We start from the raw sequence: 21,775 nt of genomic DNA, 5'->3' as shown, positions 1-21,775 counted from the left end.
CTTCCGGTTAGGGTAAGATAAAGGACTAGAGCGCGGACGTATCGAAATATCTTATGATTGATAATTCGCGCAACGGAAAACACTACATTCGAATCTATGGGATGGAAAAGGAGCTCCGCATGGCAGAACATACCGAACAATCGCCCGTCGGGTGGAATTTCGATAACAGTTACGCTAGGCTTCCGGAGGTGTTTTACACGAAGCAGGGGCCGTCGCCCGCGCCGTCGCCGAAGCTCGTCGCGCTGAACGAACCGCTGGCCGCCGAACTGGGGCTCGACGCGGAGGCGCTGCGGGCGGGAGAAGGCGCGGAAGTATTCGCGGGGAACCGCGTTCCCGAGGGCGCCGAACCGCTGGCGCAGGCGTACGCGGGCCACCAGTTCGGGCATTTCACGATGCTGGGGGACGGCCGGGCGCTGCTGCTCGGCGAGCAGATCACGCCGGCAGGGAACCGGGTGGACATTCAATTGAAGGGTTCGGGCCGGACGCCGTATTCCCGCGGCGGGGACGGCCGGGCGGCGCTCGGTCCGATGCTGCGGGAGTACATCGTCAGCGAGGCGATGCATGCGCTCGGCATCCCGACGACGCGAAGTTTGGCGGTGGCGTCGACGGGCGAGTCGGTGTACCGCGAGACGGCGCTGCCCGGCGCCGTGCTGGCGCGCGTGGCTTCGAGCCACCTGCGCGTGGGCACGTTCCAATACGCCGCGAGATGGGGAACGACGGACGATCTCCGCGCGCTGGCGGACTATGCGATTCGCCGCCATTATCCGGAGATCGAGCCGGAGCAGAACCGATACCTGGCGCTCGTGCGGGAGCTGATCAAGCGGCAGGCGGCCCTCGTCGCGAGGTGGCAGCTGGTCGGCTTCATCCACGGCGTAATGAACACCGACAACATGACCGTCAGCGGCGAAACGATCGACTACGGCCCGTGCGCCTTCATGGATACGTTCGACCCGGCGACGGTGTTCAGCTCCATCGATACGCAAGGCCGCTACGCATACGGCAATCAGCCGTACATCGCCGCTTGGAACCTCGCCCGCTTCGCCGAAGCGCTGCTGCCGCTGCTGCACGAGGACGAGGACGAAGCCGTCAAGCTGGCGGAAGATGCGCTGGGCGAGTTTTCCGGGCTGTTCAACCGGCATTGGTCGGCCGGGATGCGCGCGAAGCTCGGGCTGTTCGGCGAGGAGCCGGAGGACGAGACGTTCGTCGCGGATTTGCTGATGATGATGCAAAAATATCAGGCCGACTACACGAACACGTTCCGCGCGCTGACGCTCGGAAAGCCCGAGGATACGGCGATGGGGGGAGCGGCCGAGTTCGCCGCATGGCAGGAGCGCTGGAAGGCGAGGCTCGGCAGGCAGGCCGAGTCGGAGGCCGAAGCGCGCGAGCTGATGCGGCGCAGCAACCCGGCCGTCATCCCGCGCAACCATCGCGTGGAAGAGGCGCTGGCGGCGGCGGAGCGCGGCGATTACGGCGTGATGGAGCGGCTGCTGGCGGCGCTGTCGCGGCCGTATGCGTACGCGCCGGAGCAGGAGGAGTACTGCGCGCTGCCGCCGCGCTCCGAGCGGCCGTATCGCACGTTCTGCGGCACTTGAAGGCCGAAAGGGGCGGGGTGGCCGCCCCTTTTTTGCGCCTTTCGAAAGGCAGTTGCCTAGAAAAATAGCCAGATAGTACATGTACAAAGCATATCGTCCATTTCCTAAATAAACCGTTTACATTATAATGAAGTCGTAATAAGCAATCATCCGGTTATAGGAGTGTCCCTCATGAGAAGAATGGGCATAGGCTTGCAATTGTACACGTTACGCGATGAAACGAAGGCTGATTTTCCAGGAACGCTGCGCAAGGTGGCTGCGCTCGGATATGAGGGCGTGGAATTCGCCGGGTACGGCGGCTTGTCGGCCGACAGCATGAAGGAACTGCTCCGCGAAACGGGGCTTCAAGCGATCGGCAGCCACGTGAGCTTGCAGCGGCTGCGCGAGGACCTGCAAGGCGAAATCAATTATTTGAAAACGATCGGCGGCCGCTATTTGATTTGCCCGTACGTCGCCGACGACGAACGCCGCACGCCGGAGGATTGGAAGCAAATCATCGCTTTCTTCTCGGAAGTCGGCGCCGAGGTGAAAAAACAGGGGCTTACGTTCGCTTATCATAACCACGCATTCGAATTTGAAATGAACATCGGCGAAGAATACGTCTTCGACGCCATTTACTCCGGCACGTCGCCGGAAGCCGTGCAGGTGGAGATGGACGTATGCTGGGTCAAGTACGCCGGGGTCGATCCGCTGGCTTACATCGAGAAGTACGCCGGGCGGCTGCCGCTGCTGCACCTGAAGGACTTCAACCGGGACGAGGATGCGATTCGAGCGTTCAACGAGAAAATCGAGCAGCAGATCGGCGTCAATTTGAACCTTCGGATGGTCACGCTGGAGCTCGGGCTGGGCGAGGTTCCGCTGAAGGAGGTCATTGCGGCGGCGTCCGACGCCGGCGTGGAATGGCTCGTCGTGGAGCAAGACTTCAGCCATCAAAACCCGCCGCTCCAAAGCGTGGAAAACAGCATGAACTGGGTCAAGCAAAACTATTTATCGCTCGTATAAACTATTATATATTTTTCAAGAGGAGTGACCTTATCCATGAGCAAAATCAAAGTCGCCGTCATCGGCTGCGGGTCGATCGCGAAATATCGCCATATCCCCGAATACGCCGCCAATCCGAACGTTGAAATCGTCGCGTTCTGCGATCCCGTGCTGGAACGGGCGGAGAAGTTCGCGGCCGAACACGGCGGGAAGGCGTATGCCGACTACCAAACGCTGCTGAAGGAAGAGAAAGTCGACGCGGTCAGCGTCTGCACGCCGAACGCGCTGCACGCGGAGGTGTCGATCGCCGCGGCGAACGCGGGCGCGCACGTCCTCGTCGAGAAGCCGATGGCCGCGACGGAAGAAGAAGGCCTCGCCATGATCGAAGCGGCGAAGAAAAACAACGTGTACCTGATGGTCGGACACAACCAACGGCTCATGCCGCCGCACGTGAAGGCGAAGGAAATACTGGACACGGGGCGCCTCGGGAAAGTGCTGACGTTCCGCACGTCGTTCGGCCACCCGGGACCGGAAGGCTGGAGCGTCGACGGACGCGTCAGCTGGTTCTTCCGCAAGGAAGAAGCGATTATGGGCGCGATGGGCGACCTCGGCGTCCATAAGTCGGACCTGATCCGCTATTTGTTGGGCGACGAAGTGTCCGAAGTGGCGGCGTTCATCGGCACGCTGCACAAAGAAGGCACGGAAGTCGACGATAACGCGACGTGCGTGCTGCGGATGAGCAGCGGCACGATCGGCACGCTGGTGGCGAGCTGGACGTACTACCGCGGCGAGGACAACAGCACCGTGCTGTGGTGCGAGAACGGCGTCATGAAGATCGGCACGCATCCGGAAGATCAAGTGATCGTCGAGCTGCGCGACGGTTCCGTCGAGCGCTACCAAGTCGGCGCGATCGCGACGAACACGCGCCAAACGAGCAGCGGCGTCATCGACGCGTTCGTTACCTCCATCGTCACGCAGACGCCGCCGAGCATTTCCGGCGAAGAAGGGCTTCGTTCGCTGAAGGTAATCCTCGCCGCGTTCGAATCGCAAGCGACGGGTCGAACGATCTCCTTGCAATAATCCGCTCAGCGCCAGTTCGTTAGGCGGCCTGCAGTCTTTGTCCTCCGTGGACGAAGCTGCAGGCTTTTTGGCGTTGCGGCCCAAGCTTGGAATCATTTTTGCATATCCGGCGGAAGGGAACTCGATTGAACAATCGGACGAAGATGATATGATGGAACTAGTTCCATGAGATAAGGGGGTCGTTGCGATGCGCAGGACGGCCATAATCGTGCTAGGACTGATCGCAGGGGTCCTATGCTACTTTACATTCGTATCGGCGGGCGAAGCGTTCCGGTCCGGGTGGCCGATGCCGCGCGCCTTGGACGAGCAGCAGGCTCGGTACCGCCTCGTGCTGATTACCCAAGAGCTGGAGACGCCGTTCTGGGACCAAGTCGGCGCCGGCGCGCTCGAGCAAGCGATGCGGGACGGAGCCAGTCTTCAGGTATGGGGGAGCTACGGCAAGAACGAAGACGATTTCCTGAAGAAAATTGAAATCGCTATCGCGTCGAAAGTCGACGGCATTATCGTGCAGGGACTCGATACCGACGAGTTCAAGGAGCTGACGAAAATTCAAGCCGGGTTGTACGGCATTCCGATCATAACGGTCGCGAACGACGTGCCGATGCAGGACAGCCTGCGCCGCACGTACGTCGGGTCCGATCACTTTTCGGCGGGTCGTTTGGTGGGGGAGGAGCTGGCGGCGGACATGGGGCCGAAGGGCAAGGTGATCCTGCTCGGCGGCAGCCGGCAGCAGCATTACCAGAAGCAGCGTTTGGACGGGATCCAGGATGCGCTGAGGGAATATCCGAACATCGAGACGGTGTATACGGAAACATCGGATACGCGCGAGCGGGTCATCGCGGCGACGCGAGACGTCTTGAACCGTCACCCCGATGCAGACGCCTTCATCGCGCTTAATGCGAACATCGCCTCGGCGATGATTCAGGAAATCGGGAAGCGCTCCCAAATCGAGCCGTACCATATTTATTCGTTCGACGACAGCCCGGAATCGCTGACGCTGCTGGAGGAAGGGACGCTCGACGGCATGATCGAGCAGTCGCCCGAGACGATGGGGCGCACGAGCGTAAGACTGATGGTGCAGTGGTTGAAAGGCGAGGCGGTACCGCTGAAGACGGAAGGTTATTTCACCGACATTCGGATGTTGAAAGCGAAGGACGCGCCATGACCAGCATCCAGAAGAAAATTTGGGTTCTCGCCTCCGTCGTTCTCAGCATCATGGCGGCCATTTGGATCGCGCTGACGTACTATAACCAGAAAACCCAGGACCAGTACAATGACATTCTGCAGCGATATTTGCAGATGAACGAAGTGACGATCGCCAGTCAGCGCGTCGTGACGTCGTTGAACAACTATTTGCTTTCGCCGACGCCGGGTCACTTGGAGCAGCTGCAGGCGAGCAAGGATGCGATTCGTCAGTTGAAGTACAGTGTGTACAGCCTTCGGAACGCCGATAACGATTTCGAGCTGAGCAATTATATTCATCTAATCGACAGCCTCGTCGAGGCGACGGACCGTTCGCTCCTGTTTCAGGAGGAGAAGGACGACGAAGCTTCGACCCGGGCGTTCGCGGAGGCGACGCGCATTTCCATGTACATTTCGGAAATGACGCTCACGCTGATCGACAAAGAACTCAAAACGTACGACCGGTTTTACCGAGGCATCATCGAGCAGTCGGAGGCGCTCAAGAGGCTTGGCGTGTGGCTGCTGCTGCTGATTACGTTCTCGCTGGCGGTGTTCACGTATTGGTTTTCCCTCAGTATTACGAAACCGGTGCTCACGCTGATTCAGGCGGCCAAAGAGCTGTCTCGCGGCCGGTTCGATTTGAAAATCGAGGTGGGATCGAACGACGAAATTTCGTTCCTCGCCAAAATGTTCGACCGCATGCGGATTAACATCAATAACCTAATCGTCGAAATTCAGGAGAAGGCCCAGCTCGAAAAGGAGCTTCAACAAAGCAAACTGCTGCTCCAGGAAAGCCAACTGCGCAGCTTGCAGAGCCAGATCAATCCGCACTTCTTGTTCAACACGCTCGACACGATTTCGAAGAAGGCGTATTTGGAAGGGTCGGAGGAAACGAGCGATTTGCTCGTGAACGTTGCGGGCCTTCTCCGGTACAACTTGAAGCGGTTGGACCGTTCGGTGACGCTGTACGACGAAGTGAGGGTGCTGAACCAGTATATCGAGATTCAAAAAGCCCGGTTTTCGGAGCGGCTGCAATTTTACACCGACATCGACGACTCGTGCTTGCACGTGCAAATTCCGGGATTGACGCTGCAGCCGATCGTGGAGAACGCGGTCATTCATTCCGTCGAGCCTCGGGAGGAGGGCGGCGTCATATGGTTCCGGGTTCTCGACGGCGAGGATCGGGTGACGGTCGAAATCGAGGACGACGGACCGGGCATCGCGGCGTCGACGATTCGCAGCATTTTGGAAGGCGGCGATGCGGTCGAGACGGAAAGCCACTCGACCGGCATCGGTTTCAGCAACGTGGTGAAGCGGTTGCGGCTGTTTTACGGCGTCCCGGACGTGCTGGATATCGAGAGCGGCGGCGCGGGAACGAAAATCATCTTGAAATTACCGAAGATAAGGGGAAACGATGCGTATGTTCAAAGTCCTGATCGTGGATGACGAGCGGATCGAACGGGAAGGGCTGCATGCGATCTTAAGGAAAGGGTTTCCCGATCTGGAGATCGAAGAGGCGCCGAACGGGAAAACGGCTCTGGAACGGGTTGGGTCGTTTCGGCCGGATGTCATTTTAATGGATATTAAGATGCCCGGGATGAACGGTCTCGAAACCGTCGAGCGGATCGCCGCGGATCATCCCGACATTCGCTATATTATGGTGACCGCGTTCGACACGTTCGAATATGCGCGGCAAGCGATTAAGCTCGGCGTGAAAGACTATCTGCTGAAGCCGAGCAAAGCGCGCGAAATCGTAGAGACCGTAGGCAAGGTGCTCAAGCAAATCGAAGAGGAACGCAAAACGCAAGAGATCGCCCTGCTGCAGCAGGCCGCGCTGAAGAAGGCGATGCCGCTCGTCGAAACCGACGTCGTGACGCAGCTGCTGTTCGACCACGTCCACGAGGTGCATCTGGAGGAGTTGGTCGGGCTGCTGGATACGCGGACGGCGAACGAAATGTTCGTCATGAACGTAACGCTGCCGCCGGGCTCGGAGTCGCTGTATTCCGCGGTGAAGGAGAAGGTGCGGCAGGCGGGCTGCGGCTGGGTCGGCGCGATGTACGGCCGTCATATTCCGATCATCGTCTTTCGCGAGCCGAACCGGTCGTTCCGTTCGCAGGCGGTTTCGCTCGCGCAGGACATTTTGTCCGCGGCAGGCGCGGTACGCGGGGCCGGCTGGTTCGTCGGCATCGGCGGGGTGTGCGCTTCGCTGCAGCAAATTCGGCAGTCGTACCAAGAGTCGCTCGCCGCTTCGATGGATACGACGACGGCTGTCAAATACCGATTTTACGAGGACGTCCCGACCCGGAACGCGGCGAGCGCGACCGCGGCCGCATCGGCTGCGGGCAAACAGCGGGAAAAACAGCTGCTCGACGACGTCCGTCTCGGCCAATGGGATTCGGTGAGAGCGAACGTGATGGACGTCATCGAACGGTATGAGCGGGAAGGCGCGAATTTAGTGTTGGCGCAGCAGCGCATGCTGGAGCTGCTATGGGTCGCGTCCCGGATGCTGAACGACATGGGCGTCGACGCGGAAGCGCCGGTGTACTCGTTCCAAGCGCAGGATTACCGGCAGCTGCGGGCCGAAACGGGTCTGATCGTGGATCGGCTGCGGGAGGCGTACGCGGAACATTACAGCCGGCTCGAGCCGGATACGATTCAACGGATTAAGCAGTTTATCGAGGAGCACTCGCACGAGGATATTTCGTTGGAGGCGATCGGCAAGCGGGTGGGGCTGAGTCCTTTTTACATCAGTAAAATGTTCAAAGAGCAGCTCGGCATCAACTATATCGATTTTTTGACGGAATGCCGCATCGAAAAGGCGAAGCGGCTGATGGCCGATCCGGAGAAAAGCTTGAAGGAAATCACGTTCGAAGTCGGATACCACGACCCGAACTATTTCAGCAAAGTGTTCAAGAAGATGTGCGAGCTGTCGCCGACGGAATATCGGAAAGCGCTTTTGCAAGGAAGGAAAGAATCGGTATAGCGGAATCAGGCTAGGGTTAGAGTTGGCGCAGTGCGGAAAGGGGGGGTAAACGATGAGACGGCTTCGGTCTCGGGGCAGGATGATGCTTTACGGAAGCTTGTTATTGTTGGCGTTCGGGACGGTCGCGGTCGTGTCGGCATGCGAAGATGGCGGCGGCGCCGAACGGCAGCCCGAACCCGCCGCCTCCGCTCCCTCGGAGGAGGGGGCAACGGCGCCGGGCGGCGAACAGGCCCGCGCGGGCAAGGTGAAAATCGGGTTTTCGATGGATACGCTGCTGGAGGAGCGGTGGCTGAAGGATCGGGAGCTGTTCAAAGCGGCGGCGGAGTCGTTAGGCGCGCAAGTGGACATTATGGCGGCGAACGGGGACGACGCGCTGCAAATCGCGCAAGCCGAAACGCTGATCAGCCGAGGGATCGATTTGCTCGTCGTCGTGCCGCATAACGCCGAGGCGATGGCAACGATCGTGGAGAAAGCGCACTCGGCCGGCATCAAGGTGCTCGCATACGACCGGCTGGTGCGGAATGCGAGCGTCGATATGTATGTTTCCTTCGACAATGAGCGGGTCGGGGAGCTGCAGGCGCTGGCCATTACGAAGCTGGTGCCTCGGGGGAATTACGTCTATATCGGAGGGGCGGAGACGGACAACAACGCGCGCCTTCTGAAGAAGGGCGTGTTCCACGTCCTCCAGCCGTTGATCGACCGCGGGGACATCCGTATCGTGTACGATCAGTGGACGGACAATTGGGTGACGGCGAACGCGTACGCCAACATGCAAGCGGCGCTGGCGGCGAACGGCAACGACGTCGACGCCGTCATCGCGGCGAACGACGCGACGGCCGACGCGGTCATTCGGGCGTTGGCGGAGCAAGGGCTGGCGGGCAAGGTGCCGGTCGCGGGGCAGGATGCGGATTTGACGGCGGCGCAGCATATCGTCGGAGGCCGGCAGACGATGACGGTGTATAAGCCGATTAAGGCGTTGGCGCAGGCGGCGGCCGAGCTGGCGGTGAAGCTGGCGACGGGCGAGGCCGCGACGGCGAACCGGACGATCAGCAACGGGAAGATCGAGGTGCCGTCGCTGCTGCTCGAGCCGATCGCCGTCGACCGGTCGACGGTCGACGAGACGATCATCGCCGACGGGTTTCATAAGCGGGAAGATGTTTATAGGAGTGTAGAAACGAAATAGCGGTACGATGCGATGCGAGACCGTCCGGGAATGTGCCCGGGCGGTTTTTTTTGCGTCGGCTGCCGGGCGTCTCCTGTCGGGAGCGCACAATATTTGTGCGGTTCGGCGGGAAGAGCGCAAATATTGTGCGGTTGGGGGAGTGCGCGTCGAGGCGAAGGGGTGGATTTGGCGTGGAATGTGTGCGAGAGGGAGGCGGCGCCGCGCTGACAGCACAAATATTGTGCGGTTCGGCGGGAAGAGCGCAAATATTGTGCGGTTCGGGGAGTGCGCGGCGAGGCGGAGGGGTGGATTTGGCGTGGAATGTGTGCGAGAGGGAGGCGGCGCCGGGCTGGCAGCACATATTTTGTGCGGTTCGGCGGGAATAGCGCAAATGATGTGCGGTTGGAGGAGTGCGCGTCGAGGCGGAGTGGCGGAGTGGAAAGTGCGCGGCGAAACTGGAGGAAGCCGGCGGGAAGGCGTTCTTCGCGCCAAACCGCAAAAAAATGCTACGTATAACAAATTTGTTCATAGAATCGCGCGTCATAGGTTCCGCGAGTCGATTTACAATGTGGGGGCTCTACTCTACCTAAGAAACAAAATCAGGGGGGTCCGCTATGCGAATAACATTTCCCATCGACAGACGCTCGCTTCGGTTCAAATGGATGGCGTTGATTTCGGCGGCCGTTCTTGTCGCGCTGCTGGGATCCACAATGATGCTCTTCGCTACCATGCAATCGTCTCTCCAACGGGCGTTCGCGGACGGCAACGCGGTTCAGGTTGAAAGCGCTACCAGGGAAATGCGGATGATGATCGGGCAATACGAAAAGTCCGTCGAGTACGTCGCGGAGATGATCGAGATCTCGGGTGCAGACTCGGAAACGAAGGAGACGGAGGATGCGATCGCCGAATTGCTGCGGGCGACCGCAACTCAAGATCAGTCACTGCTAAGCGTCTATTTCATACCGGCCTCGACAGGCAAGCTGCTCGCGCACCCGTTGCCGGAGCGGGATCGAGGAGACGCCAGAGCATCCGACCTGTACAAGCTCGCCCTCCAGACGGAGGACACGGCATGGACCGACGTGCGTTGGGACGAGCATGCCGGCCGGATGACGGTCTCGGTCGTGACGCCCGTTCGTTCCGGAGAGCGGTGGATCGGCGTCGCCGGCTACGACATCGACTTGCAAGGGATCGGCCAGCTGCGGGAATCGAACGAAAAGTTCGGCAAGAACAAGTTGGTCGTCTACGACAATCAAGGCCGTATCGTAACCTCCTTCCTGCAAGGGATGGAAGGAAGAAATATCGACCCCGGGGCAAGCGGCGGGCCAGCCGCCGCGGACGTGTTGCCGGACGCATCGACGATGGAGGAAACGTTCGCCTGGGTGCGAGACATCGCCGATGGCCAGCGAACCGGGCTCGCTTTCCGCTGGGAAGGCATCGATTATAGGGGGGAAGTGTCTTTCGTGTACGCGATGAATTGGACGGTTGTCTCCTTCATCGACAAACATGCGCTGTACCGCGATATGCTCGATTTCCTTCGCACGAGCGCGCTGGCGCTGGCCGGAGGCTTGTGCATCGGCGCGCTTGCCGCGTTCTACCTCGCCGCCCGGCTCGTAAAGCTGATCCGGCAGCTGCGATCGGTCATCGCCAAAACCGCCGAGGGGGATTTGACGACCGAATTCGATTACGGTCAGCAGGATGAGATCGGCGAGTTGGCAGAGAGCTACAACGGGATGCTGCGGAGCATGCGGGCGCTGATTCGACAAGTACACGACAGCGTCGCGGCCGTAGAGGAGTCCGCGGGCGTCGTGGCGAGAATCTCCGGCGCGAACGTCGTGTCCGGCACGGAGGTGGCTCGGGCGGCGGAGGAGATCGCGGCCGGCGCGGCGGACGCATCCGCGGAGGCGGAGCGAAGCGCGGACGCCGTCCGTCGGTTGAGCGGGTCCGTCGAGACGCTGGTCGAGCAATCGGAAGCGATCGAGCGCACCCTCGCGGCGGCGGGAGAGCAAGTTCGTTCTGGCAACGACCAAGTCGGCCATTTGGAGCGCGCGTATCTTCAGGTCGATCGAGCGTTCGGTCAGGTGACCGAACTGGTCGAGGATCTCCATCGCCAATCGCAAACGATTCTTTCCGTAACGACAGCCATTGCCGACATCGCGAAACAGACGAACATCTTGTCCCTCAACGCCTCCATCGAAGCGGCGAGGGCGGGCGAGCACGGCCGAGGATTCGCGGTCGTCGCGAACGAAATCAGACAGCTGTCGGAGCAGACGAAGGCTTCGGCCCAGCATATCCAACGGACGATTTCGTCCATCCTGACGCAAACCGACGAGCTCGTCTCGGTGGTCGGCCGCACGAACGAGGTCAACCGGACGCAGAAGGAGGCGGTCGCGCTCGTCAGCGGTTCGATGCGAACGATGAGCGAGTCGCTCGACATGATCAAGCGCCATATCGAGGACGAAGTTCGGACGATCGAGACCGTCGAGGCGCTGCGGGGGACGGTCGTCGCGTCGATCGGAACGATCGCGTCCGTCAGCGAGCAGACGACGGCTTCCACGCAGGAAATCGCCTCCTCTGTCGAGACGCAGATGAACTCGCTCATGGAGGTGTCCGCGCAAGCCGAGTGGCTGGCTGCCATGGTGCTGGCATTGAAGGAGGCGGTTTCCAAATTCAGAGGTGTATCTCCGCAAGGAGATTAAAAAAGTGAAGACGATATTAAAAGAGTGCTATAATGCAGCGCTTTCACAGCCCGCAGCCGGTGATATAGTGAACGTGTAAGCAAGCAAACCACACACACATTTTCGAGAGGGGTTATAAAAATGAAAAGATTCATCAAGCCGATTGCTCTGATGCTGGTCGTATTGATGGTTGGCGTAATCGCCGCAGCTTGCGGAAACAGCGGAAGCGGCGCCAAAGTGAGCGTCGGCATCGTGCTGCCGACGAAAGACGAGCCGAGATGGGTGCAGGACGAACAGCGGTTCAAAGACGCGTTGTCCGGCACGAAGTATACGACGGAAATTTTGTTCAGCCAAGGCTCCTCCGCGAAAGAGAAGGAGAACGTGGAGACGCTCATCAACAAGGGCATCCAAGTGCTGATCATCTGCCCGCACGACGGCGCGGCGGCGGCGGCGGCGGTCGAAGCGGCCAAGAAGGAAGGCATCACGGTCATCGCGTACGACCGTCTGATTACGAACACGGACGCGGTCGACTACTACGTCACGTTCGACAGCCTCGCGGTCGGCGCGGCGCAAGCGCAATACCTGGTCGACAACGCGCAAGGCACGGGCGTTCCGCTGTACCTGTACGCAGGCGCCGCGTCCGACAACAACGCGTTCCTGTTCTTCGAAGGCGCATGGAAAGTGCTCCAGCCGAAAATCGCGGACGGCACGTTCAAAATCGCAAACTCCAGCGAGGCGGAAGCTCTGAAAGGTACGGCTGAACTGACTCGCGACCAGCTGGGCGCCATCATCGGCCAAGTCACGACGAACTGGGATCCGAACGAAGCGAAAAACAAAGCGCAAACGCACTTGACGGCCGCGCCGGCCGACATGAAAGGCAATGTCGCGATTTTGGCGCCGAACGACGGCACGGCCCGCTCGATCGCCGACGTATTCGGGACGGACAGCGCCGTAACGAGCTACCTCGTCACGGGCCAAGACGCGGAGAAGGCATCCATCCAATATATTATCGACGGCAAGCAATCGATGACGGTATTCAAAGACGTGCGTACGCTGGTGAAGGACGCGATGGGCATGGCGGTATCGATCCTCGACGGCAACACGCCGGAAACGACGGGTTCGTACAACAACGGCACCATCGACGTGAAGGCGAAGCAAACCGACGTCATCGTCGTCGACAAGAACAACGTAAAAGCCGAACTGATCGACTCCGGCTACTACGAAGCAAGCGAGTTTACCGGACTGTAATCAATAGAGATGCGCGGCGCGGAATAGCGATAGACCTTTCTATCGCTATTCCGCAATTGTCATTGCGGCAAGGGTGAAGGGGGGAAAACGATGAGCGAATACATTTTAGAAATGCGAAACATCTCCAAAGAATTCCCGGGGGTCAAGGCGCTCTCCAACGTCAATTTCAAAGTAAAAAAAGGCGAGATCCACTGCCTGATCGGCGAAAACGGAGCGGGAAAGTCGACGTTGATGAAAGTGCTCAGCGGCGTTTACCCTTACGGCACGTACGAAGGGGACATCGTGTTCGAGGGCGAAGTGCAGAAATTCGGCAAGATCTCCGACAGCGTCAAAACGGGCATCGTCATCATTTATCAAGAGCTGGCGCTCTTCCCGGACCTTACGGTATATGAAAATATTTTCGCAGGCAACGAAGTCAAGCGGGGCGGCATCGTCGATTGGAACCAAACGATCGCGAAAGCGGGACAAATGCTCCAAAAGGTGCGGCTCGACGTCAATCCGGAAATGCTAGTCAAAGATTTAGGCGTCGGCAAGCAGCAGCTCGTCGAAATCGCAAAGGCGCTCAGCAAGGACGTCAAACTGTTGATTCTCGACGAGCCGACGGCGGCGCTGAACGAGGACGACAGCGAGAACCTGCTCCAGCTGCTGCGAGAGTTGAAGAACCAGGGCATCACCTGCATCATGATTTCCCACAAGCTGAAAGAGGTCATCTCCATCGCGGACTCGGCGACGGTGCTTCGCGACGGGCAGACGATTTGCACGCTCGACGGTTCCAAGGGAGAAATTACGGAAAATACGATTATTAAAAACATGGTCGGCCGGGAGATCGAGGATATTTATCCGAAACGGCATGACAAGCGGTTCGGCGACACCGTCCTCGAGCTGCGGAATTGGTCCGCGTACGATCCGAAGCTGGGCCGGCAGGTGGCGAAGAACGTCAGCCTTCGCGTGCGCAAAGGCGAAATCGTAGGCATCGCCGGGCTGATGGGATCGGGCCGCACGGAGCTGGCGCTCAGCATCTTCGGCAACCCGAAGGACTACAAGCTGCAAGGCGAGCTGCTGCTGGAAGGCGCGCCGCGGAAATTCGCGCACACGAGCGACGCGATTCAGGCGGGCATCGCCTACGTGACGGAGGACCGGAAAGGCAACGGGCTGTTCCTCGCCCAAGACATTAAGAGCAACATCACCGCCGCGCATTTGCGGGGCATTGCTTCGAACGGGATTATCAACGACAACGAAGAAGTCAAAGTCGCTAACGAGTATAAGAATTCTATGTATATCAAAGCGCCTTCCGTAGAGCAGCTCGTAGGCAAGCTGAGCGGGGGCAACCAGCAGAAGGTGTCGCTGGGCAAGTGGCTGTTCGTCGGGCCGAAGCTGCTCATCTTGGACGAACCGACGCGCGGCATCGACGTCGGGGCTAAATTCGAAATCTATTCGATCATGAACAAGCTGATCAGCGAAGGCATGAGCATCATCATGATTTCGTCGGAGCTTCCCGAGGTGCTCGGGATGAGCGATCGCGTATACGTTATGGCCGAGGGCGAGATCAAAGGGGAACTGGATATCGCCGAAGCCGATCAAGAAAAAATTATGCAGTTAGCTACGCAATAGGAGGTTGACATCATGGAATTGAAACGTGCGCAGGAGGCCGTTGCGACCGGGACGCAGACAGGCTTCCTTCAAGAAGCCCGTGGATTACTCAAGACGAATATCCGCGAATACGGCATGTACATCGCCTTGTTCGTGATCATGCTTACCTTTACGATCATGACGGACGGACTGTTTATGTCCTCCCGAAATATAAGCAACTTGTTGGATGCGACGGGGTATATTGCCGTGCTCGCCGTCGGCATGACCCTCGTCATCGTTATTCGGCATATCGACTTGTCCGTCGGCTTCGCGGCGGGATTCATGGGCGCGATCGCGGCCATAATGCTTACGCAAATGGGCGTGCCCGTCGTGATTACGATCCCGGTCATTTTGGCGCTCGGCGTCGTCCTCGGTTTGGTCAACGGGGTGCTCGTCGCGAAAATCGGCATTCCGTCGTTCGTGGCGACGCTGGCGGGTTGGCTTTTTTACCGGGGCGCCCTGCTGCAAATTACGGAGAAGTCCGGAACGATCATCATTAAGGACGAACATTTCAACGCGATCGGCAACGGGTTCATTCCGTCGCTCGCGGTCGTGAACGGGCTGCATCTGCTATCGCTTCTGCTGGGCCTCGCGGGCATCGCGCTGTACATTTACAGCGAAGTGGCCGCTCGCCGCAATAAGCTCAAATACCAGTTCGAGGTCGTCTCGACGCCGATTTTCGTACTGAAGCTGGTCTTCGTATCCGCCATCATCGCGTACATCACTTGGATTCTCGCAGGGTACAACGGATTCTCTTGGACGGTCGTCATTATGCTGCTGGTCGTCGTCGTGTATCATTTCTTCACGACGAGAACGGTCATCGGACGTCACATTTACGCTGTCGGCAGCAATCCGGAAGCGGCGCATTTGAGCGGAATCAACGTTAAGAAAATCACCTACATCGTGTTCGGTTCGATGGGGATGCTCTCGGCGCTTTGCGGCATTTTGTTTACGTCGCGTCTGCAGTCGGCGACGACGACGGCGGGCACGCTGTTCGAGCTTGACGCCGTCGCGGCCGCGTACGTCGGCGGCGTCTCCTCCGCCGGGGGCGTGGGCAAAGTGACGGGCGCCATCATCGGTGCGATCGTCATGGCATCGCTCTCGAGCGGCATGAACCTCCTGGGCGTAGGCATTTCGTACCAGTATATGATTCGCGGCGGCGTGCTCGCGGCGGCGGTCATTTTCGACGTGATGACACGCAAGAAGAGAGGGTAAATCGTTCTATATCGGAAACGCGCGTACCGCGTCTTTGGCCGCTTGGCCGGGACGCGGTATTTTTTTCGGAGATTATGCCGATTTGTAGTTGGCGTAGTCGACGATGACGACGTCCTTGTCGTCGTTGTACCGGAGGTTCGCCCGTTTCAAATCGGATAGTTTGATTCGCAATTGCGAAAACCGCGAAGCGATTTGATCCAATTGCTTTTTATGGCTGTCCCCCTTCGGGATCTGACGGTCCAATTTCTCCATCACGAGCCAGCCGTGACCGTAATCGACAATTTTGCATAGATGCTTTTGCAGCGGCGGCGACACCCCGAAATAGAGACTTTTTTCCCGGTCGTTGCCGACAATGCCGGAGTCGGCTTTGGCTACTTTCAACACATACCCGTTCTCGAGGTCATATACTATTCTATGCTTTCCGGAGCCGATTACCCGGTACGGCAAATCTAGTTTTTTGGCGACATAACCGTCCGAAATTTTCTTCGCATCGCCGCTCTCCAGCTTCTGAATCCAGCGCTCGATGCTTGCAATATCGCCTCTCGTTACATAGCGGCTCATTCGATACACCCCCTATCAATCTATATTTCAGAATATGAATTCCTTGTAAATATAGCTTGGACTATAGCAACGAGAAGGAAGAATTGGCGATTGGAAGGGGGGCGATCTGCGGATTGGAAGACCTTGAATCTACCAAAGGAATCGATTTCTAGCATCGATTTCCTAGGAAATAAGGCCTTGATGATCCTTCTTCCGAGGATTCCACTTGTTTGCAAGCGCCAGAAAGGGCGTAAGAAAGCCCCTCGAGCGCAGGCCGGTTCGGCGCGGCTACGAGGGACCGGGGGTTGCAATGCTTTGAATTACAATTCGATATCTACGCCGATGCTGTCCAGACGGCCGACTTCGCGGATGAACGCCGCGACCGCTTGGTGCTGCTCGTTGACGGTATACGCCTCGAGCGCGGCGCGGTCGGCGAAGCGGACCATCAAGACGACTTGGAACTCTTTGCTCCGCTCGGCGATATTGCGGCCGGCGTGAATTTCCACGATGCCGTCGATCGCGCTCTTCAAGGCTGTGAATCGCGTAACGACTTCCTGCATCTGCTCCTCGGTCGTCGTCTCCGCGAACTTGAGCAGTACGGTGCGTTGAATCATAGGGATCCCTCCAATTATATATTCTCCCATTCTATAATCGAGCCGGCCGGAGATCAACCGCCAACGCGAAAAGGACCGGCGCGCTTCATCGGAAGCGTACCGGTCCGGTTCTTAGGATCCTAATGTCGTCGGAGCGAGCCAAGCCCATGCCGGGACGTTGCGCAGCACGCCGAACGCGACGGCCGCCGTCACCGCGGCGAACAGGATCGCCTGGGATGTCCGCCGCAGCCCGCCTCGAGAAGCGAGCGTATGAGCGAGCAGCATCGGGGCGATAATAAACAGCAAAGGATTGTACCGGAACGCTTGCTGCACGTCCGCCTCCAGCAGCGAGACGGCCGCCCTCGTCATGCCGCAGCCCGGGCAATACAGTCCGGTCGCTTCGCGAAACACGCAAGGGATGCCCAGGTTCGTCAACGGAAGCCAGACCTTCAAGTATACAACGCCCCCGGCTGCAAACAAGGAACCCCAAATCAGCTTGGGGTTCCTTCTGAGATGAAATCTATGATTACACCATTTTGTTGACATCGGATTGCACCAATGCGAACGTGACGATGCCGAGACCGAAGAACGTCAACACGAGGTACAGCACCGAATTGTCGGTCGCCGGAAGGCCGCGCTGCTTCTGCGCTTCTCCGACCAATTTGCCGATTTGATAAGACCACACCAAGCTCCAGATCCCGCAAGTGACCAAGGACAAGAGGAAATGTTTGCCCCCCGTAAACGATTCGTCCCCGCTAAGTTTGCCGACTTCGTTCGTCATCACGATCATCCAATAAATGCTGTACAGTCCGCAAGTAACTAAAGTTAAAATGATTGCCAACCCGACACTGCGTTGTTGCATCATCTGTTTTCGCACCCATTCTATAGTTTATTTTTGGCAAAATCAGGCGATAGCCTTACCATAGTAATTAACTATATTAAATTATGAAATCAAAAACAAGATAAAAATAATGTATGTTTGTTAGGCGCGACGCAGAACTGGTACGCCGAGCGGATAATCGCATCAATATCCTCCTCCATAACTACCACACGGCGGGCAGTCTGCGGAGCGTTGTCTTTTTTGCGCCGTTTCCTTTTCTTCGTTATCCACATATGTTGTACTACCTGATCGCGGAATGAAAACGATCCAAATCAACCCTCCTGTTCAGCATAGCTGCTATCTATAGAAAGGGGAGATTATTTGTGAATTTTACTTTCAAAAACTTCGCAAGGATGTTTCTCGGTAGTCGTGTCGTTATTTTTACAACAGGCTCGCCCCGCGGCTTGAACGGAACCCTGGAACCTGCCCGATTCCAAGGCGTGATCCGCGAAGTAGGCCATGATTTCATTTGTTTTATTGTAAATGGGAGAAGACGCGTCGTTCTTAGAAACGATGAGATCGTTGCTTTGGTTCCGCAAAGATCGAGCACAAGAAATAGAAGGAGACCTTAAGTAAACGCAAAGAAGGGGGAGTTTCTATGGTAACTTTCCGGCAGAGAATGCGAAGATTTTTAGGAAGACGAGTATTTATTTCCACAACCGCACTCGCCGTCGAGGAAGCCGGTTCAGCTGAATTCGACGGTGTTTTAAGACTGGTCGGTAAAGACGTGCTCGTTATCATTTCAGAACAGCGGCCTATAGCCATAAGAATTAGCGAAATCATTTCGGTAAGACCCCTGAACGGCAGAGCAACGCTGAAAAGAAAACTCACCTAACCTTCAGGTGAGTTTTCTTCCTTTTTCTCGACGACAGGATAAAACTTATCACGAGTAACATTTCTTGGTATATTTATTCATAGAGTGAAGGGGCGTTCCGATTCTTATCAACCAGACATCCCCGGCCCGGAAATCAATTGTTAAGCACGGAGGAGATTATGGATCGCATCCCACCTGCCTTGCTGCGGTTTTTCGAGCGCGACGTCCCGATCTATACCCACTTTGCCGCCGGCGTTCCCGGAGCGGTTCCTTTCGCCTGCAGAGGATACGGGTTTCGCCTGAAGGACCCCGCTCAAGGACCGTTATGCATCGCTATTATGAAGAGCCAAATGATTCGGCTGCAGGAGCATATCGAGACGAATCCGATGGTCGCCGCGCTGATGACGTCGGGCAAGGATAACGAATCTTACCAAATCAAGGGGCGGTTCCTCGGGTTCCGAGCGCCGGAGCCGGAGGACCGCCGAGGTATCGAGCGGCAGATCGAATCGACCGCGCAATGGGTGCCGTCGCTCGTTGAAATCATTCAAGCGCAGCCGCGGGACTGTGTCGTGATCGAAATGTCGGTCGACGCGGTCTATGTACAGTCCCCGGGATCGGGAGCCGGCAGGCCGTTGGCCGAGGGGGGAGCGTGACCGTATGTTGGCGGAAGACATGATGCCGTTATTCGAGGGACGGTTCCCTTCCATTATCGCGACCGTCTCCGGCGACGGCGTTCCCAATGTATCGAACTTATCCCGGGTGTGGTACGTCGACGCGGAGCATGTGGCGATCGCCAACCAACTGCTCAGCAAAACCGCCCGGAATTTATATGAAAATCCTTACGCGCTGCTGCGGCTCATCGAACCGAAACGAAAGACGCATTGGGAGCTGTCGGTCCGGCTCGAACGCGCCGAGTCGACGGGAGCGCTGTTCGACGCCGTCAGGAGGGACCTCCATACGCTGTATTGGATCTCCGGCGGATCGGCGTTCTTCGATCTGCGCGAAGTGCTCGTGTTTCGCGTGCTCGCCGCGAGGGAAGGCGCCGAAGAGGCGCTCCACCTGCGAACGGGACCGGAGGCGTACGGAGACTTGCTGGAGGTGCTCTCGGAGGCGTTCGGCTGGTCTCGGATGTCCTATTGGGCTCCGATGGAGGAGGGCGAGGCGCCCTCGCTGCTCGCCTCGCGGGGAGTAGCGGGAGCGGGGATCCACGGCGGCGCGTTCGAGCCGATGCGGCGCCTGGCGATGCTGGCGAAGCGGGAAAACCGTTGGATCCGGCTTACGGACGCTCGCTCGCAGATGCGATATATCAAGACGATGGAACAGGTGTCGCCCGGATGGGACGATTTTCCGAACGACATGCTGGCGATCCCGCTGCATGCCGTCGGCACGATCGTCGGCATCGTCTGCTGCGAGGCGTCGGACGTATCGTCCGAGACGATCCGATCGGTGCCGGAGCCGCTCCTTACGAAATTGGCCGCGAGCCTCGGCGAGGCGATGGTGAGCGTGGCGTCGGTGCCGGAGACGGAACGGAAGCAGTGGTTCGGCCAAGCCGTGGAAAGAACAAAGCTGGAGTGGGAAAAGCAAAGCGAACCGTTCTACGCGCTGCTCAGCCCCCGGGAACGCCAGGTGGCCATGCACGCGGCGCAGGGACGAACGAACGCTGAAATCGCTAGGCTCCTGTTTGTCAGCCCTCGGACCGTGACGACGCATTTGGAGAGAATTTTTCAAAAACTCGATATCAATTCCCGCACCTCCTTGGCGCGGTACATGACGGAGCGCGGATTACAGGCGGAGCCGGCCGATGAAGGGGAAAATACGTAAACCTACCGATACTTGAAACGTTCCGAAGCCGCTAAGATGAGAATCGTGAATATTCTCAAGAAAGCGGTGTTGCATATGATGTGGTTAGTTGTCGTTCATGTCGTGTCGGCGGTGCTGGCGCTGGGACCTGCGTTCGCCTTTCCGTGGGTGCTGCGGCCGACGTCGTCGGCGGCGGAGATGGCTAGCTGTCTCGACCTCGTCGACCGGTTGGAAGTATTTCCGAAAATTTTCGGTACGCTGGCGCTGCTCTCGGGCGTAGCCCTCGTCATTTTCGGTTCGTACGGCTCTTTCGCCCAAGTGTGGATCGCGGGAAGCTTGCTGCTGTTCGCCGCCGTTCAGGTGCTGGTCATCGCTCTGATGACTCCCGCGGCGAAGAAGCTGCGAGCGTCGCTCGCGGAGGCCGGCGAAACGATGCAGCGGGAGGCATCGGCGGCGGGCTGCGCCCTGTACGCGCGGGTGCGCCGGTATCACGCGGCCGCGGGCGTGCTGAGCTTCTTGATCCTGCTGTTGATGATCGTCAAGCCGCGATAAGGGGGAGCGTCTAATGACCGCCGCATTTCGAGATGCCTATTTAGCGGCCCTAGAGTTGGAAGCGGCCCCGCCCGGGCTTGAACTGCTTCGCGCTTTGACGCATCGGCATCTGCATCGGTTTCCGTTCGAAAACATCAGCAAAATCCACTACTACCTGCACCGGTCGCGCGAAGGGCTGCCCTGGCTGCCGTCGGGAGAAGCGTTCCTGGGACATTATAACTCGTACGGCTTCGGGGGCAACTGCTACATTCTGAACGCGCACTTCGGCAGGCTGCTGCGGGAGCTCGGCTTCGAGGTCGAGTACGTGCGGGCGACTGGGGGGAATGCGCATTTGGCGAACCGGGTGACGGTCGACGGGCGGTCGTATTACGTCGACGTCGGGTACGGGGCGCCGCTGTTCGAGCCGCTCGACCCGGAGGAGCAGCCGCAGTTTTCCCGGCGCGGGGAAGAGATTAAGATTGCGAAGCTGACGCCGGGCCGGTATTTGATCGACCGCCGGGCGAACGGGCAAACGATCGTCGCGAAGCAGATCGAATGGCGTCCAGTGACGCTGGAGAGCTTCGATGCGGATATCGCGCATTCGCTGCGGGACGAGGACGACAACCCGTTCATGCGCCGCATCGTCGCGACGTCGTTCAAGCCGGGAGCGGCCTATTCCGTCATCAACCAGAAGCTGTTCGTCAAAACCGACGCCGGCACGGAGATGCACGAATATACGTCGAAAGCGGAGTGGATCGAGATGCTCCGTTGGACGTTCGGCTTTCAGTCGGATTTGGTCTTGCAAGCGCTCGACTTCGTTGAAGAACGATCGGGGCGGTTGTTCCCGAAATAACCCGTACACAAAGGAAG

General features: G+C 58.3%; 20 protein-coding genes. 16 read left to right on the top strand and 4 right to left on the bottom strand.

The features are described from left to right. Positions 1-119: 119 nt before the first annotated feature. The 11 genes from VE009_RS07850 to VE009_RS07800 all read left to right on the top strand — a co-directional run bounded on the left by VE009_RS07850 (position 120) and on the right by VE009_RS07800 (position 15,747). Entirely contained in the window at positions 120-1,592 is a 1,473-nt protein-coding gene (locus VE009_RS07850; protein ID WP_325006836.1) for a protein adenylyltransferase SelO, read from the top strand. A 171-nt stretch (positions 1,593-1,763) separates the two neighbouring features. Further along, positions 1,764-2,594 (top strand): sugar phosphate isomerase/epimerase, encoded by an 831-nt coding sequence (locus tag VE009_RS07845; protein ID WP_325006835.1) that lies wholly within the window; start codon positions 1,764-1,766, stop codon positions 2,592-2,594. Positions 2,595-2,630: 36 nt separating this feature from the next. Then, a complete protein-coding gene (locus VE009_RS07840; RefSeq protein WP_325006834.1) occupies positions 2,631-3,653 on the top strand; it encodes a Gfo/Idh/MocA family oxidoreductase in 1,023 nt (340 codons plus the stop codon). 187 nt (positions 3,654-3,840) lie between these two features. Then, entirely contained in the window at positions 3,841-4,818 is a 978-nt protein-coding gene (locus VE009_RS07835; protein ID WP_325006833.1) for a sugar ABC transporter substrate-binding protein, read from the top strand. After that, entirely contained in the window at positions 4,815-6,281 is a 1,467-nt protein-coding gene (locus VE009_RS07830; protein ID WP_325006832.1) for a sensor histidine kinase, read from the top strand. The genes VE009_RS07835 and VE009_RS07830 overlap by 4 nt, the downstream gene beginning before the upstream one ends. Next, positions 6,256-7,818 carry a response regulator gene (locus tag VE009_RS07825; RefSeq protein ID WP_325006831.1) on the top strand — a complete coding sequence of 521 codons (1,563 nt, stop codon included), beginning with the start codon at positions 6,256-6,258 and terminating at the stop codon, positions 7,816-7,818. The genes VE009_RS07830 and VE009_RS07825 overlap by 26 nt, the downstream gene beginning before the upstream one ends. Positions 7,819-7,870: 52 nt before the next feature. Beyond that, on the top strand, positions 7,871-9,001 hold the full coding sequence (locus tag VE009_RS07820) for a sugar ABC transporter substrate-binding protein (RefSeq protein WP_325006830.1): 1,131 nt from the start codon (positions 7,871-7,873) through the stop codon (positions 8,999-9,001). A gap of 593 nt (positions 9,002-9,594) precedes the next feature. Then, a complete protein-coding gene (locus VE009_RS07815; RefSeq protein ID WP_325006829.1) occupies positions 9,595-11,676 on the top strand; it encodes a methyl-accepting chemotaxis protein in 2,082 nt (693 codons plus the stop codon). Positions 11,677-11,796: 120 nt separating this feature from the next. After that, positions 11,797-12,903: a sugar-binding protein gene (locus VE009_RS07810; RefSeq protein ID WP_325006828.1), complete on the top strand. Its 1,107-nt coding sequence runs from the start codon at positions 11,797-11,799 to the stop codon at positions 12,901-12,903. Between the two features lie 90 nt (positions 12,904-12,993). Further along, positions 12,994-14,514, top strand: a complete 1,521-nt coding sequence (locus VE009_RS07805; RefSeq protein WP_325006827.1) for a sugar ABC transporter ATP-binding protein — start codon at positions 12,994-12,996, stop codon at positions 14,512-14,514. A 12-nt stretch (positions 14,515-14,526) separates the two neighbouring features. Continuing rightward, positions 14,527-15,747 (top strand): sugar ABC transporter permease, encoded by a 1,221-nt coding sequence (locus VE009_RS07800; protein ID WP_325006826.1) that lies wholly within the window; start codon positions 14,527-14,529, stop codon positions 15,745-15,747. Between the two features lie 72 nt (positions 15,748-15,819). Here VE009_RS07800 and VE009_RS07795 read toward each other — a convergent pair whose 3' ends face one another. The 4 genes from VE009_RS07795 to VE009_RS07780 all read right to left on the bottom strand — a co-directional run bounded on the left by VE009_RS07795 (position 15,820) and on the right by VE009_RS07780 (position 17,745). After that, positions 15,820-16,308 (bottom strand): hypothetical protein, encoded by a 489-nt coding sequence (locus VE009_RS07795; protein WP_325006825.1) that lies wholly within the window; start codon positions 16,306-16,308, stop codon positions 15,820-15,822. A gap of 299 nt (positions 16,309-16,607) precedes the next feature. Continuing rightward, positions 16,608-16,901 (bottom strand): Dabb family protein, encoded by a 294-nt coding sequence (locus VE009_RS07790; RefSeq protein WP_325006824.1) that lies wholly within the window; start codon positions 16,899-16,901, stop codon positions 16,608-16,610. A 111-nt stretch (positions 16,902-17,012) separates the two neighbouring features. Beyond that, positions 17,013-17,333 carry a DUF2752 domain-containing protein gene (locus VE009_RS07785; protein ID WP_325006823.1) on the bottom strand — a complete coding sequence of 107 codons (321 nt, stop codon included), beginning with the start codon at positions 17,331-17,333 and terminating at the stop codon, positions 17,013-17,015. Positions 17,334-17,406: 73 nt separating this feature from the next. Beyond that, entirely contained in the window at positions 17,407-17,745 is a 339-nt protein-coding gene (locus VE009_RS07780) for a DUF4234 domain-containing protein (protein ID WP_325006822.1), read from the bottom strand. A gap of 613 nt (positions 17,746-18,358) precedes the next feature. Here VE009_RS07780 and VE009_RS07775 point away from each other — a divergent pair. The 5 genes from VE009_RS07775 to VE009_RS07755 all read left to right on the top strand — a co-directional run bounded on the left by VE009_RS07775 (position 18,359) and on the right by VE009_RS07755 (position 21,758). Beyond that, positions 18,359-18,595 carry a hypothetical protein gene (locus tag VE009_RS07775; protein ID WP_325006821.1) on the top strand — a complete coding sequence of 79 codons (237 nt, stop codon included), beginning with the start codon at positions 18,359-18,361 and terminating at the stop codon, positions 18,593-18,595. A gap of 158 nt (positions 18,596-18,753) precedes the next feature. Further along, positions 18,754-19,227 carry a hypothetical protein gene (locus VE009_RS07770; protein WP_325006820.1) on the top strand — a complete coding sequence of 158 codons (474 nt, stop codon included), beginning with the start codon at positions 18,754-18,756 and terminating at the stop codon, positions 19,225-19,227. A 4-nt stretch (positions 19,228-19,231) separates the two neighbouring features. Next, positions 19,232-20,395: a LuxR C-terminal-related transcriptional regulator gene (locus VE009_RS07765; protein ID WP_325006819.1), complete on the top strand. Its 1,164-nt coding sequence runs from the start codon at positions 19,232-19,234 to the stop codon at positions 20,393-20,395. Between the two features lie 36 nt (positions 20,396-20,431). Further along, positions 20,432-20,926, top strand: a complete 495-nt coding sequence (locus VE009_RS07760; RefSeq protein ID WP_325006818.1) for a DUF2269 family protein — start codon at positions 20,432-20,434, stop codon at positions 20,924-20,926. Positions 20,927-20,939: 13 nt separating this feature from the next. Beyond that, complete coding sequence (locus tag VE009_RS07755) at positions 20,940-21,758, top strand: arylamine N-acetyltransferase (protein WP_325006817.1); 819 nt, start codon at positions 20,940-20,942, stop codon at positions 21,756-21,758. The last annotated feature ends 17 nt before the right edge of the window (positions 21,759-21,775 follow it).

Source organism: Paenibacillus sp. (genome assembly GCF_035645195.1).
Lineage (GTDB): Bacteria > Bacillota > Bacilli > Paenibacillales > YIM-B00363 > Paenibacillus_AE.
This window is presented reverse-complemented; position numbering and strand designations above follow the sequence as displayed.